This is a genomic window from Streptomyces sp. NPDC048291, from assembly GCF_043201715.1.
Taxonomy (GTDB): Bacteria; Actinomycetota; Actinomycetes; order Streptomycetales; family Streptomycetaceae; genus Streptomyces.
Window position 1 is genome coordinate 364,653 of sequence record NZ_JBICZC010000007.1, and the last position, 12,589, is coordinate 377,241.

Genomic DNA, 12,589 nt, shown 5'->3' on the forward strand with positions numbered 1-12,589 from the left:
ACCACACTCCATGAAGCTCGCCAAGAGAATCGCCCTGACCACCACGGCCGTCGCCGCCGCGGCCGCCGCCACGCTGGCCGGTACGACCGCCGTCCAGGCCTACTCCGCGCAGCCCGCCCGCCTCCCGGCCGTCCACGCCCCCGCCGCGCTCGCCGTCCCCGACGGCAACAAGCTGACCGGCGTCTACTCCGCGCACGGCGTGCAGACCTACACCTGCACGGACGGCGCCTGGAAGCTCCTGGAGCCCGCCGCCACTCTCTCCGACAAGCGGGACCGCGCCCACCGCCCGGTCGCCCTGCACTCCCGTGGCCCGGTCTGGGTCTCCACGGTCGACGGCAGCGCCGTCAACGCGTCCGCGGTCGCCACGTCCGCGAAGGACGGCGCCGTCCCCGAACTGCTCCTGAAGGCCACGGCCACCCGCGGCGCCGGGACGTTCGAGGGCGTCACCTACGTCCAGCGCCTGGACACGGAGGGCGGCGTGGCCCCGGCGGCGGCGTGCACCGGCACGGACCAGGTCTCGGTGCCGTACTCGGCGACGTACGCGTTCTACAAGGCGGCGAGCTGAGCGTCTTGCCGGAGGCGCCGCGGTAGGCCGTCTGTCGGCTGCGGCGCCGTCGTGGCTGGTCGCGCAGTTCCCCGCGCCCCTTCGGGGCGCTCAGTCGGTGAGGTCGACCCGGATCGTCAGGAGTTGTGTGCCCAGTGCCTTGACGGCGGCGCTGTTGCCCTTGGGCAGGGTGCGGAGCCTGGCGACCGGGTCGTCGTCGGGCAGGAGGTGGGCGGTGCCGTGGTGCCACCGCCCGCCGATCCGCACCCGGACCCGTGGGTCGGCCTGGATGTTCCGCACGTACTGGGACCTCGTCCCGAACTCCGACACCAGCCAGAAGACGTCCCCGACCCGCCGCCCGCCCAGCGGCGTTCGCCGCGGCTGCCCGGAGACGCGTCCGGTGGTCTCCAGCAGGGTCTGGAAGGGCATCAGGCGGGTCAACGGGTTGGCGACGTGCCGCTGGAAGGCGGTGGTGGCCCGGAATCTGCGGTCGGACATGGTTCCTCGGTCTCCCGTTCTGCTGTGCTCCGGTGACGGTGATGCCCTTCAATGTCCCCCACGCTTCCCCGACGAGAAACGGTGGGCCCGTGCGGATCGTGACCTGGAACCTGTGGTGGCGCTTCGGGCCCTGGGCCGAACGGCAGAAGGCGATCCTCGCGGTCCTGCGTGAGCTGCGGCCGGACGTGGTCGGGCTGCAGGAGGTGTGGGCGGCCGACGGCGAGAACCTCGCCGGGTGGCTCGCCGGCGAACTCGGCCTGCACTGGGTCTGGGCGGCCTCCCCGGCCTCCGGGCGCTGGCAGCGGCGGATCGGGGAGCCCGGCGTCGAGATCGGCAACGCGGTGCTGAGCCGCTGGCCCGTGCTGGAGAGCGAGGCGCTGCGCCTGCCGGCGCCACCGGACCTCGACGACGGACGCCTCGCGCTCTACGCCCGCCTCGCCGCCCCCGCCCATCTGGCTTTCGGGCGGGGTGCCCGGTCCTTCAGGGCCGGGGTGAATGCCCGCTCCCGCGGAGCGGGGCAGGGGTAGCCGGATCGCCGTCAGGGCGATCCGGCGTAGCCGTCCGGGATGCCGAGGGTGGCCACGGACTGGTGGTGACAGGGAGTTGAGGGTCCGGTGGCCGGTGGTGTGCGGTGTGGTCACTCGGATGGGTGATGGTGATCGATGAGGTGCGCGGTCGGGGAACGTGCGGTCTAGGTTTCACGGCATGGCACGGTTTCGGATGTACCCGACGAGCGGGCAGGAGCGGCAGATGCTGCTGCACTGCGCCCACGCGAGGTATGTGTGGAACCTCGCGGTGGAGCAGCATGCGTACTGGAGCCCGGGCCGCAGGTCCGCGCCGGGGTTTGCCGAGCAGTGCCGTCAGCTGACCGCGGCCCGGCGGGAGAACGAGTGGCTGGCGGCGGGGAACGCGGACGTGCAGCAGCAGGCCCTCAAGGACTTCGCCACGGCCAAGAACGCGCGTTTCACGTCCGGGTTCGGTGAGCCGGCCTGGCGCAGGAAGTACCGGCATGAGGGTTTCCGTGTCATCGGCACCGACCGCGTGCCCGAGTACCACGCGGACGGCTCGGCGAAGCTGAACGTGAGGACCGGCCGGCAGGTCATGGGCCGCTCGGTCGTGGTGCAGAGGCTGAACCGTCGGTGGGCTCAGGTGAGGGTGCCCGGCTGCGGCTGGGTCCGCTTCCGCCTCAGTGCCAGCGGAAAGGGCGCGAGGCTGCCGGACGCGAAGACGTTCCGGGTCACCTTCCGCAACGGGCAGTGGCATGCCGCGTTCGCCGTCGTCCCCGGGCCGGTGCCCGCCCCCGGCACCGGCGAGACCATCGGTATCGACCGGGGAGTCGCCGTCACCGCGGCTCTCTCCGACGGGCGGAAACTGAACTGCCCGCAGCTCACTGTCCGGGAACGGGCGCAGATCCGTAAGCATCAGCGGCGTGCCGCCCGCGCGCTCAGGGGCAGCGAGGCCAAGGCGGCCGGGTACGCGAAGGTGGCGAAGCTCAAGGCGCGCGAGGCGAACCGGCGTAAGGACTGGTGCGAGAAGACCAGCACGCTGCTCGCCCGCGCCTACGACCTGATCCGCTTCGAGAAGCTGAACATCAGGAACATGACCCGCTCCGCGAAAGGAACGATCGAGAAGCCGGGCAAGCGGGTGGCGCAGAAGGCCGGGCTGAACCGTGCCGTCCTCGCCCAGGGTTGGGGCCTGCTCCGGCAGCGCACCGGACACAAGGCCCCCGGCCGGGTCGAGGACATCCCGGCCCCGTACACATCTCTGCGGTGCAGTAACTGCGGATGGATCGACAAGAACTCGCGCAAGAGCCAAGCCGAGTTCGTCTGTTCCTCCTGTGGTTTCACCTGTAACGCGGACACCAACGCAGCAGCCAACGTCGCGGCAGGACAGGGCGGGTTCCCCCGCCCCCGGCGCACAGCCGGTGCCGGAGGGACGACACCGCCCACGCGGTCGAAGAACGTCCGTGAACCTCAACCCAAACTGGTTGGAATCCCCCTCTTTTAAGAGGGGGGAGGATGTCAACTGACCTCGCAGCTGCACCTGTCGGCGGTACGCGGCGAACAGGTCGCCGCCGTGGCCGAGTTCGTGGCCGCCCACCGCGCGGGCACCGGCTTCCCGCCCGTCGTCACCGGCGACTTCAACGCCTGGCCGGACTCCGACGAGGTCCGCCGGTTCTGCGGGGTCCGCACCGCACCTGTCGTACCCGGCCAGGTCTTCTTCGACGCCTGGGCGTACGCCGATCCGGCCGCCCCCTACGCCACCTGGGACAACGCCAACCCGTACGTCGCCCCGGGCCTCGGCCCCGACGTCCGCGTCGACTACGTCCACGTCGGGGCACCCGCCGGCCCCGACGGCATCGGCTCGGTGCTCGCCGCACGGCGGGCCGGGGACGGTCCCGTCGACGGCGTCTGGCCCTCGGACCACGCGGCGGTCGTCGCGGACCTGGCGGACTCAGTGTCCGCCGGGTGACTTCAGGAGGCCGAGAAGGGCGGTGAAGGCGTCGGGGCGGATGGTGAGGACGGTCCGGGGAGGGTCGGCGTCGGCTATGTGGACGGTGGTGGGGGTGGGGGATATGTGGACGCAGGCCTCGCCTTCTTGGCAGTACGACGACTTCCGCCAGCGGCGCGTGGACATACCGGCTCCTTCACAGGTTCTGGATGATGGCGTGGATCAGGTCCCGGGACTTCGGAGGGCTGAGGGCAATGCCTTCGACGACGTCCAGGAGACGCCGGTACTTCTCCAAGTGGGCTTCGGCGTCGAGCAGTACAGGCCCGTGGAACTGGTCGAGTTGCACGGTGTCCAGCTCTGTCACGGGTCCGCGCAGGTAGTTGATGGACTGGCCCGATCCCGGGAAGGCCCCGATGTCGAAGGGCAGCACCCGAAGGGTGATGTGGTCTCGCAGGCTCATGTCGATCAGATGCCTGAGCTGCTGCCGGGCCACTTGCCGACCGCCGACCCGCATGTGCAGGGCCGCTTCGTGGATCACCGTGCTGTACGGATTCGCGTTCTCCCGGAACACGACGTCCTGGCGCTTGATGCGGTGTGAGACCCGGTGCTCCACTTCCGGCGGAGTGGGGGCCGGGATGGCCCGGCTGAAGATCTCCCGGGCGTGCTCACTGATCTGGAGCATGCCCGGAACGTGTGAGGTGAACGCGGTACGGATGGCCGTCGCGTGGTGCTCCAGTTCGGCGAGGGTGAGCAGCCCCGACGGAAGTACCTCGCGGTAGGCATCCCACCACCAGCCGCGCGTCTTCTCAGCGGCCATGCCCGCCAGTGCCTCGATGTAGGGCTGGTTCGTGCACGAGTAGATGTGCGCCATCGCCCGGACGCGGTCGGGACTCACTCCGAACCTGGCCGACTCCACGTTGCTGAGTTGACCCGAACTGGTACCAAGCATCTGTGCGGCCTCGGTGGAGGTCAGGCCTGCCCGTTCGCGGAGTTTGCGCAGTTCGGTGGCGAGTCGGACGCGTCGGGCCGTTGGCGCGGGCCTTGGCGTCATGAGTGTTCCTCCTGGCGGACGTACAGCGAGCTTGTCACTCACACGAGGGAGTTGAGGCCGAGATCCTTCGAAAGTTCGCAAAGCTGCTTTGCGGGGCCTCTATCGTCATTCCTGGGCGCCCCACCTGGAAGCGCACCGTGGGACGCCACGGCACTGACACCAGGCACCTGTCGAACTCCCCTCAGCGACCGGAGACTTCCCATGGCCACCGTATCCCCGTCCTGGAACTACACCCTGCACCTTCCGCACGATCCACGCGCACCGGGTATCGCACGGGGCACCCTGAGACTGATCCTCGCCGCACATGAGATGACCGAGCTAACGCCCACCGCGGAGCTCCTGGCCGCCGAGCTGCTGGCCAACTCGCACTGTCACACGAGGGGGCCCTACGCCCTCCGGCTCCGGTCGGCCGAACCCGGACGTCTCCGCGTAGCCGTCTGGGACACCGACCCGCACGTCCCGCCCGGCTTCTCGACCGTACCCGCACCGCCACCCCCACCCGACGCCGAGCACGGCCGGGGACTGCCTCTGGTGCGGGCCTGCGCGGACACCTGGGGCGCTACGGAACTCCAAGAGCTCGGCAAGCTGTTGTGGGCCGAGTGCGGAGGCGGGGCGGCGGGGTGGTGACCAGGGCCATACGGGGAGGTGGAGCGATGTCCGTCCGTCAGGAGCTGATCATGAGCGCACAGCCCTGGCACGGCTGGGGAGCGATGCCCCTCCCGGAGATCCGGACCGTGGACGACCTGCGCAGCGCGCTCAGCCGCTACGGCTTCCCGGGCGACCGCGAGCGCTTCGAGGAGGAGCTGGCAGCCGCCGTAGGAGCATCTCCGACCAACGACCTCGCCGGCGCCGCAGCCGTGGTCCGGGCCTACCGGCACCGGGTCCTGATCAGGAACTCACCCGAGATCATGACGGCGCTGGAAGACGCCCGAGCCGGAGGCGGCGGCGCGTGAACGAAGTCCCGTTGGAGGAGGCCGAGCCCGCGAAGAAGGCGTTCGGCGACCTGACGGAGGGAGATCGGGAGGCGGTCCGGGATGCGCTCGCCGCAATCGCCCGCGATCCGGCGGCCGGCCGCGAGATCCCCGGCTGGCGGCCTCCGTCCGTGGAGTACACGTACACCCCAGGCATGGGGGTGACCGTCGTGTACGACTTCCGTGATCCACAGGTTGTGGGCTGAGCGGCCCGCCGTCCTGACCCGGGCTCACCAGAGCCCGCAGGGCTCCCGTCCGGCCGCGCGGAGCAGGATGTGGCGGGTGGAGCCCATGCCGTACCTGTCGACGTCACTGGAGAGTCCGGCCACGTCGAGGAGCAGCGGGCGGATGTCGACCCCGGCGTCCCGGGCCCGGCCGCACAGGTCGTGCAGGCCGACCATCATGTCCCGGGTGTCCTGGCCCTGGTCCTCGACCGATATCTCCAGCAGCCGCTGCCGGAAGCCCTCGGGGGTCGGCTCCAGGGGCAGGGTCGTCGCCCAGCTGAAATGGGGACACCGGTCGAGGAGGGCCCGCAGGCCGGCGCGGACGTCGTCGTCGCCCTCCGTGTAGCGGGTGAGGACGTCCCGCAGGGCCGCCTCGGCCTCCGGGCGGATCCCCGCCTCGTCCAGCGGATGCGGGGCCTCCTGCATCTTCCGCACCCAGTCGGGGTCGGTGAGATCCACCGATCTGGTCGCGACGGGTGCGAGGCACGCGTCGATCAGCGCGACCCACTCCGCGAGCTCCGCCGGTTCGCCCATGGCAGCCCTTTCAGCTCCGTCAGCCCCTTCAGCCTTTGCGGTCTTTTCATTCTTTTCAGTCTTTTCGGTCTTTTCGGACGAGGTGTTCCGCCGGGGTCGGCCACGCGCCCCGTTCGGCGAGGTGGAGCACGAGGGACGCGATGTTCCAGGCGTCGTCCTCGCCCCGGTGGTGCCGGCCTTCGAGCGGCAGCCCGGCGATCTCCAGGGCCTGCGCCATGCCGGGGCGCTTGCGCAGGCCGTACGCCTCGGTGAACGCGGCCTTGGCGTTGGTGTGACGGTGGCTGAAGGGGTAGGGCGTCCTGGTGGCCCGGCACTGCCGGGTGAACTGGTTGCGGTCGTAGTCGCCCCAGCTGGCCCAAGGCCGGGCGCCCGCGCGGTGCTCGGCCGCCAGCAGCCGGCACGCTTCGGCGAAGGTGACCCCCTGGTCGACCTCGGCCTGGGTGAGGCCGGTCAGCTCCGTGCAGAACGCGCTGACCGCGGACCGCGCGGGCCGCACCAGGATCCGGTGCCGGGCCAGGCGCTCGCCGGCCGCCGGGTCGACGACGGTCAGCCCGACCTCGATGATCTCGCTGACCTCGCAGGGCGGCGGGGAACCGGCCCAGCAGGTCGCCTCGACGTCCACGACGTTGACGAGCCCCGCGGCCCCGGTGCTGTCCATGGCGGGAAGCGTAGAGAGGCCCGGCGGCCGGGGCACGCGGGTTTCGGCGCGGATGGCACGATGCACCGGTGAACCACTTCTCGTACGAGCGCATCGGTCCTGGTCATGACCGGCCGCGGCTTCCGGAGCCGCGGCCGGCCGAGCCCGGTCTGTGGCCGAAACTGGAGGCCGCGCTCGCTGTGGTCAACCGCGACGTGACGGCGACGCTGCCGGGGCAGGACGCGCTGATCCTGATGGCCGAGCCGCCCCGGCAACCTCCGTCCCCGGGCGGGGTCGACCGGGGGCGGGTCTACGTGGCGATGCCCGACGGGCGTTGGCAGGGCAACCAGGTGAACGCGTACGACCCCGAGGAGGGTGAGCCGCTGGAGCCGGACGACGAGATGACGGTACTGACCGTCGTCGCGGATGCGGCGCAGGAGACTCTCGTGGAGCTGCTCTGGCAGGTCTGGCCGGTCTGCGGGGAACACAAGCTCGGCATGCACCCTCGTCCCGCGGGGAGCACCGACGACTGGTGCGGGGGTGTGCCGGATCCGGCCGTCCCGGCGGTGTGGTGGTGCCGGGGCGGGCGGGAGGGCGACGGCCATGATGTCGCCCTGGTGGGCGAGTTGGCCGGCACCCTGCCGGGAAAGCAGCGGCGCGCGTTGCGGCGCGGACTGCGGAGCAGCGAGCGCGGACAGGGCGGCCGCCGCTGAAGGCTCCGTGATCTGCCGACTGCGGCGCCGTCGTGGCTTGTCGCGCAGTTCCCCGCGCCCCTTACGGGGCGCTGCCACCGCCCTGGAAACGAGGCGCTGCCCCCCCCGGGAATCGGGGCGCTGCCACCGCCCTGGAAACGAGGCGCTGCCCCCCCGGGAATCGGGGCGCTGCCACCGCCCTGGAAACGAGGCGCTGCCCCCCCGGGAATCGGGGCGCTGCCACCGCCCTGGAAACGGGGCGCTGCCCCGCCCGGAATCGGGGCACTGCCATCCCCCCCAGAATCGGGGCGGTGCCTCACCGCCCCAGGAAGATCGGGTTGGTCAGTGCGGCCAGGGCGCCGGGGACCGGGCCCGCTGCTGTCTCGTGGCGGATTTCCGCGCGGACGTAGGCGGCGTACTGCGGGGTCGTCTGCCACTCGACCACGCCGGAGCCGGCGACCGGGAGGGGGTCGCTGGTCAGCAGGACGCCCTCGTCGGTGACGAAGCGGACCGTGCAGCGCGGGACGCCGGAGGCCTCCAGGCGGACGGTCACCGGGGCGTCGGGGGCGACGGCGAGGCGTCCGCCGATGCCGGCCTGTTCGCCGCGGCTGCCCGTCGCCGTGAAGTCCAGGGTCACGTTCTTCGACTCGGCGATGTAGGAGCGGCCCGCGCGCAGGCCCTCCTGGATGGCCTCGCGGGACAGGTCGTCGGCGAGGACGACCGTCTGGGGCGAGCCGACGACGTCCGGGTCCCGGTGCGCGTCGCTGTTGCCCATGCCCGGGAGCCACTGCCGGTTGTTCCGCACGGACGCCACCAGCGAGGCGTCCCAGGCGGACAGGGCCACCTCGTCGTCGGGGGTGTAGGGGCCGTTCCACACCTCGACGGCGTCCGCGTCCCCGAAGCCGAACTTCCAGGCGCAGCCCACGCAGGTGGCGTGCGGATGCGCGGGTACGACGAGGCCGCCGGCCTTGTGGATCTGCTGGGCGAAGTGGCCGAACCGGTTGTCGCGGGCCCGGTAGCGCCAGTCGACGAAGGTGCCGGGGTCGGTGCCGAGGGCGACGACGTGGCCGTTCCGGGTCGTGACCTCCTCGCCGAGCATGATCAGCAGGTCGTCGCCTGCCTGGTCCGCCCAGTGCGGGTGCGAGGAGTGCGTGTTGTGCTCGGAGGAGTTGATGAAGTCCAGGCCGGCCGCGCGGGCGAGGGCCGCGATCTCGGCGGGGGTGCGGCGGCCGTCGGAGTACCAGGAGTGCAGGTGGCAGTCGCCGCGGTACCAGTCCCGGCCGCGGCCCTTGGCGCGGGAGGGCGGGTAGACCGGGCGGACCGGGGTGCCGGGTTCGCCGTACGTCAGGGTGATCGTCAGCTCGTACGACAGGCCCTGCGGGGCCACCGTGTACGGGCCGAGGGCGACGTACCAGGTGCCCGCGTGCACCGGGCCCGGGATGTAGCCGGGGGTCGCGTCGTCGGCGCGGACGAAGAACTCCGTGCGGGCGCCGCCGGACCAGCCCCGGAAGCCCTTGCCGCCCAGCTCGGTGCCGTGCTGGTCGAAGAGGCCGATGTCGAGCGCGTTGCCCGTGGTGCCGGCCGGGACGCTCGGCCTGTCGTAGGTGTAGGAGACCTTGAGTTCCCGTACGCCGGCGGGCACTTCGACCGGTACGTACACGAAGTCGGGGCAGCCGGGCGGCAGGGTGCCGCTCACGGTCGCCGTCTTCTGAGTCCCCGGGTCCTGACCGTCCGCCGCTGCGAAGCTCACGCTTCCCAACGTAAGGGCTGTGGCCGCGCCCGTCACGATCAGCGCGCGTCTGCCGATGCCGTGCGTGTCCTCACACATGCCGCCCACTCTCCCCTCCGGACGTGAACTCCCACGGAAGGACAGGGAATCCACAGGCATCCGTCTGCCGTGTGCCGTCATCCGTATGCCCCTGCGCAGCCCTGTGAAAGACGGGGCGTGTGATGCCGACCAGTCGGTATGGACATATCGAGCCACCCCCGGTACAGATGGGGCATGCGTATAGCCGTCACGATCTTCCTCACCGACGAGACCATCACCCCCGTCCGGCTCGCCCGTGAGCTGGAGGCACGCGGGTTCGCCGGGCTCTACCTGCCCGAACACACGCACATCCCGGTCGAACGGACCACCCCCTACCCGGCGGGCGGCGACCTGCCCCGCGAGTACGGCCGTACCCTCGACCCCTTCGTCGCCCTCGGCCAGGCCGCCGCCGTCACCGAGCGCCTCGGCCTCGGCACCGGCATCACCCTGGTCGCCCAGCACGACCCGATCGACCTCGCCAAGCAGATCGCCACCCTCGACCACCTGTCCGGCGGGCGTTTCACGCTCGGCGTCGGCTTCGGCTGGAACGTGGAGGAGGCCGCGGACCACGGGGTGCGCTGGCGGTCCCGGCGGGAGCTGGCCCGGGACCGGATGGCCCTGATGCGGGCGCTGTGGGTGGACGAACCGACCGCCTACGAGGGGGAGTTCGGGAGCGTGCGGGCGTCCTCCGCGTACCCCAAGCCCGTCCAGAAGCCGCGCGGGCCGGTCGCCGGGCCGCGCACGCTGGTCGGCGGGGCGGCGGGGCCGAAGCTGTTCGCGCACATCGCCGAGTACGCGGACGGGTGGATGCCGATCGGGGGGCGCGGGCTGACCGAGTCGCTGCCGGTCCTTCGCGGTGCGTGGGCCGACGGGGGGCGTGATCCCGAGGCGCTCCAGGTGGTGCCGTACGCGGTCTTCCCGACCCCGGGCAAGCTGGCGCATTACGCGGAGCTGGGCATCGAGGAAGTCGTGGTGCAGTTGCCTCCGGCGGGGGAGGCGGAGGTACTGGGGGCGTTGGACGCGTACGGGGAGTACCTGTGAGTGGGCCGGTGCGGGTTGTCTGTGGTTGCTCGCGCAGTTCCCCGCGCCCCTTCTTCTGCTTTTAGGGGCGCGGGGAACTGCGCGAGCAACCCCCACCCACCCGCACCCGACAGCGCACCGCCACCGGATACTGTCCTCGACCCGTTCGAGACAGGAGCCGCAGTGGCACTGAAGATACCGAGACCGCGAGCCGCCTTCGTCGCCTGCGCGGCAGCCACAGCGGCCGCACTCGCGGTGGGCGCCGCGCTGCCCGCCACCGCGGCCGGATACCCGGCGTCGGCCGGGCCGTTCGGATCCGCGGTCAGCCTGACCGGCACCGACGGGCAGCAGAGCCTGATCGACGTCGAGGTGGCCGGGGACGGCACGGCGTTCGCCCTGTGGCGCAACAAGGCGGCGGGCGCCACCACGTGGGACGTCCAGGCCGCGGTCAGGCCGGCGGGCAGCGACGCCTGGTCGGCTCCCCACTCGCTCTTCACGAGCAGCGACGCGAGCGTCCGGGCCGTGCTGACGGTGACCGCCGACGGGCACGCCGAGGCGGCCTGGGTGACCGGCACCTACGCCGACGGCTCGCTGACCACGCTCTCGGCCGGCTGGGACCCGGCGACGGGCGGCTGGTCGGATCCGGTCACGCTCACGGCCTACGCCGGACTGGACCTGTCGATGCCCCAGCTGGCCGCGGCGGCCGACGGCACCGTCACCGCCGTGTGGACCCAGGGCGACGGCTACTCGGACTACGAGGCGATGACCGCCACGCTCGCCCCCGGTGCGACGGCCTGGTCGGCGCCCGAGCGTCTCGGCTCCTTCTCCAGCGGCTACATCGACCAGATCTCGCTCGCGGTGGCTCCCGACGGGGCGGCCACCACGGTCTGGGACGCCTGGGACCGGACCACCGACTCCAACGTCGACTCCATCGTGACCCGGGCCACCGCCGGCGGGGACTGGAGCAGCCCGGCCGCCCTGCCGGGGACGGACGGCCAGTCCAGCGACGTGCAGGTGTCGATGGCGGCCGACGGCGCCACCACCGTGCTGTGGCAGAGCGCCACCAACGGGGTCGAGACGCTGAAGTCCCGCACCAGGCCCTCCCCGACCGGCAGCTGGGGAGCCGTCCAGACCGCCGTGCCGGTCCTTCAGGCCAACGACGACAGCGGCCCCCTCACCGCCCCCGACGGTGACGTCACCTACGTGTGGGCGGGCTGGAGCGGCAGCGCGGGCATGCCGATCGTCCAGGCCGTCACCCGGAGCGCGAGCACGGGCGCCTGGTCCGCGCCGAAGACGCTCTCCACCGGCTACGTCGACTGGCAGATGGACGCGTCCATCGGCGGGGACGGGACCGTGCAGGTCGTGTGGCCGCAGACGCCCGGCATCGACAACGGCGACGACCACTACCTGGAGTGGGCCGTCCGGAGCGGCGGCACCTGGAGCAAGGCCACCGCGCTCAACGACACGGCGGTCGCCGACGTCCCCGACATGGACGCCCTGACGGGCGAGGTGGCGGCCGGACCGGACGGCCGGGCCACCGTGCTGTCACGGACGGCGGTCTACGCGCCCGGCACCTCCGGCCGCTACACCTCCCAGGTGTGGAGCCGGTCGCAGACCCTGCTGACCAAGCCGGTCATCACCAGGAAGGCCACGCTCACCGGGACCGCCCGCACCGGTTCGAAGCTGACGTGCTCCGCGACATGGTCCGGCTACAACGCCACCGCCGCCTGGTCGTGGCTGCGCGACGGCAAGGCCGTCTCCGGTGCCACCGGCACGACCCGCACCCTGACCGCGGACGACTACGCCCACAAGATCGCCTGCAAGGTCACGGTCAGCAACGGCGCGGGCTCGGTCGGCTCCACCGCACCGGCCGTCACCGTCGCCGTCGGTCCCGCTCTCAAGGCCGCCAAGGCGCCCTCCTACAGCGGCACCACCAAGGTCGGCCACAAGCTGACGGCCGCGCACGGCACCTGGTCGCCGGCGGCCACCTCGTACTCGTACGTCTGGAAGCGCGACGGCAAGGCCGTCACCGGTGCCACCAGGTCGACGTACGTCCTGGTGAAGGCCGACAAGGGCCGGAAGATCACCGTGACGGTGACCGCCCACCGCCGCGGCTGGACCAACGGATCGGCCACCACGGCATCGGCCACGGTGCGCTGA

Annotated in this window: 13 protein-coding genes and 3 pseudogenes; 10 read left to right on the forward strand and 6 right to left on the reverse strand. The window is 72.0% G+C overall.

The window, feature by feature from the left end; all coding sequences use genetic code 11:
- The first annotated feature begins 10 nt into the window (after window positions 1–10).
- The gene (locus ACGF5O_RS21130) at window positions 11–565 is read left to right on the forward strand and encodes a DUF3455 domain-containing protein (protein WP_393811382.1); all 555 of its coding nucleotides are present in this window, start codon (window positions 11–13) and stop codon (window positions 563–565) included.
- A 90-nt stretch (window positions 566–655) separates the two neighbouring features.
- Here the strand turns inward: ACGF5O_RS21130 and ACGF5O_RS21135 are convergent, their stop codons facing one another.
- On the reverse strand, window positions 656–1,042 hold the full coding sequence (locus ACGF5O_RS21135) for a nitroreductase/quinone reductase family protein (protein ID WP_393811383.1): 387 nt from the start codon (window positions 1,040–1,042) through the stop codon (window positions 656–658).
- A gap of 41 nt (window positions 1,043–1,083) precedes the next feature.
- On the opposite strand from ACGF5O_RS21135, the pseudogene ACGF5O_RS21140 reads away from it, so the two are divergent.
- From ACGF5O_RS21140 to ACGF5O_RS21150, 3 genes and pseudogenes are all read left to right on the forward strand, one after another.
- A pseudogene (locus ACGF5O_RS21140) lies at window positions 1,084–1,494 on the forward strand (endonuclease/exonuclease/phosphatase family protein); the annotation flags it as partial.
- Between the two features lie 253 nt (window positions 1,495–1,747).
- Complete coding sequence (locus ACGF5O_RS21145; protein WP_393811384.1) at window positions 1,748–3,049, forward strand: RNA-guided endonuclease InsQ/TnpB family protein; 1,302 nt, start codon at window positions 1,748–1,750, stop codon at window positions 3,047–3,049.
- 18 nt (window positions 3,050–3,067) lie between these two features.
- Window positions 3,068–3,514, forward strand: a pseudogene (locus ACGF5O_RS21150) (endonuclease/exonuclease/phosphatase family protein); the annotation flags it as partial.
- Here the strand turns inward: ACGF5O_RS21150 and ACGF5O_RS21155 are convergent.
- Both ACGF5O_RS21155 and ACGF5O_RS21160 read right to left on the reverse strand, forming a co-directional pair.
- Window positions 3,497–3,679, reverse strand: a complete 183-nt coding sequence (locus tag ACGF5O_RS21155; protein WP_393811385.1) for a DUF397 domain-containing protein — start codon at window positions 3,677–3,679, stop codon at window positions 3,497–3,499. The pseudogene ACGF5O_RS21150 and the gene ACGF5O_RS21155 sit on opposite strands and share 18 nt — an antisense overlap.
- Before the next feature lie 91 nt (window positions 3,680–3,770).
- A pseudogene (locus ACGF5O_RS21160) lies at window positions 3,771–4,544 on the reverse strand (Scr1 family TA system antitoxin-like transcriptional regulator); the annotation flags it as partial.
- Between the two features lie 201 nt (window positions 4,545–4,745).
- Here ACGF5O_RS21160 and ACGF5O_RS21165 point away from each other — a divergent pair.
- The 3 genes from ACGF5O_RS21165 to ACGF5O_RS21175 are packed head-to-tail and all read left to right on the forward strand — an operon-like array spanning window position 4,746 to window position 5,721.
- Window positions 4,746–5,171, forward strand: a complete 426-nt coding sequence (locus ACGF5O_RS21165) for an ATP-binding protein (RefSeq protein ID WP_393811386.1) — start codon at window positions 4,746–4,748, stop codon at window positions 5,169–5,171.
- Between the two features lie 26 nt (window positions 5,172–5,197).
- Entirely contained in the window at window positions 5,198–5,497 is a 300-nt protein-coding gene (locus tag ACGF5O_RS21170; protein ID WP_393811387.1) for a hypothetical protein, read from the forward strand.
- Complete coding sequence (locus ACGF5O_RS21175) at window positions 5,494–5,721, forward strand: hypothetical protein (RefSeq protein ID WP_393811388.1); 228 nt, start codon at window positions 5,494–5,496, stop codon at window positions 5,719–5,721. The genes ACGF5O_RS21170 and ACGF5O_RS21175 overlap by 4 nt, the downstream gene beginning before the upstream one ends.
- Before the next feature lie 24 nt (window positions 5,722–5,745).
- Here ACGF5O_RS21175 and ACGF5O_RS21180 read toward each other — a convergent pair whose 3' ends face one another.
- Both ACGF5O_RS21180 and ACGF5O_RS21185 read right to left on the reverse strand, forming a co-directional pair.
- Window positions 5,746–6,273 carry a hypothetical protein gene (locus ACGF5O_RS21180; RefSeq protein WP_393811389.1) on the reverse strand — a complete coding sequence of 176 codons (528 nt, stop codon included), beginning with the start codon at window positions 6,271–6,273 and terminating at the stop codon, window positions 5,746–5,748.
- Between the two features lie 55 nt (window positions 6,274–6,328).
- On the reverse strand, window positions 6,329–6,931 hold the full coding sequence (locus ACGF5O_RS21185) for an exonuclease domain-containing protein (protein ID WP_393811390.1): 603 nt from the start codon (window positions 6,929–6,931) through the stop codon (window positions 6,329–6,331).
- Between the two features lie 68 nt (window positions 6,932–6,999).
- Here ACGF5O_RS21185 and ACGF5O_RS21190 point away from each other — a divergent pair, with 68 nt between their 5' ends.
- Window positions 7,000–7,623: a hypothetical protein gene (locus ACGF5O_RS21190; protein ID WP_393811391.1), complete on the forward strand. Its 624-nt coding sequence runs from the start codon at window positions 7,000–7,002 to the stop codon at window positions 7,621–7,623.
- Between the two features lie 295 nt (window positions 7,624–7,918).
- Here the strand turns inward: ACGF5O_RS21190 and ACGF5O_RS21195 are convergent, their stop codons facing one another.
- A complete protein-coding gene (locus ACGF5O_RS21195; protein ID WP_393811392.1) occupies window positions 7,919–9,430 on the reverse strand; it encodes a CehA/McbA family metallohydrolase in 1,512 nt (503 codons plus the stop codon).
- A gap of 174 nt (window positions 9,431–9,604) precedes the next feature.
- On the opposite strand from ACGF5O_RS21195, the gene ACGF5O_RS21200 reads away from it, so the two are divergent.
- On the forward strand, window positions 9,605–10,450 hold the full coding sequence (locus ACGF5O_RS21200; protein ID WP_393811393.1) for an LLM class F420-dependent oxidoreductase: 846 nt from the start codon (window positions 9,605–9,607) through the stop codon (window positions 10,448–10,450).
- A 162-nt stretch (window positions 10,451–10,612) separates the two neighbouring features.
- Window positions 10,613–12,589 carry a hypothetical protein gene (locus ACGF5O_RS21205; protein ID WP_393811394.1) on the forward strand — a complete coding sequence of 659 codons (1,977 nt, stop codon included), beginning with the start codon at window positions 10,613–10,615 and terminating at the stop codon, window positions 12,587–12,589.

Excerpts from the sequence above, each read along its gene's own strand:
- ACGF5O_RS21130 (WP_393811382.1), top strand. The coding sequence starts at position 11 with ATGAAGCTCGCCAAGAGAATCGCCCTGACCACCACGGCCGTCGCCGCC.
- ACGF5O_RS21135 (WP_393811383.1), bottom strand. The coding sequence starts at position 1,042 with ATGTCCGACCGCAGATTCCGGGCCACCACCGCCTTCCAGCGGCACGTC.
- ACGF5O_RS21145 (WP_393811384.1), top strand. The coding sequence starts at position 1,748 with ATGGCACGGTTTCGGATGTACCCGACGAGCGGGCAGGAGCGGCAGATG.
- ACGF5O_RS21155 (WP_393811385.1), bottom strand. The coding sequence starts at position 3,679 with ATGTCCACGCGCCGCTGGCGGAAGTCGTCGTACTGCCAAGAAGGCGAG.
- ACGF5O_RS21165 (WP_393811386.1), top strand. The coding sequence starts at position 4,746 with ATGGCCACCGTATCCCCGTCCTGGAACTACACCCTGCACCTTCCGCAC.
- ACGF5O_RS21170 (WP_393811387.1), top strand. The coding sequence starts at position 5,198 with ATGTCCGTCCGTCAGGAGCTGATCATGAGCGCACAGCCCTGGCACGGC.
- ACGF5O_RS21180 (WP_393811389.1), bottom strand. The coding sequence starts at position 6,273 with ATGGGCGAACCGGCGGAGCTCGCGGAGTGGGTCGCGCTGATCGACGCG.
- ACGF5O_RS21185 (WP_393811390.1), bottom strand. The coding sequence starts at position 6,931 with ATGGACAGCACCGGGGCCGCGGGGCTCGTCAACGTCGTGGACGTCGAG.
- ACGF5O_RS21195 (WP_393811392.1), bottom strand. The coding sequence starts at position 9,430 with ATGTGTGAGGACACGCACGGCATCGGCAGACGCGCGCTGATCGTGACG.
- ACGF5O_RS21200 (WP_393811393.1), top strand. The coding sequence starts at position 9,605 with ATGCGTATAGCCGTCACGATCTTCCTCACCGACGAGACCATCACCCCC.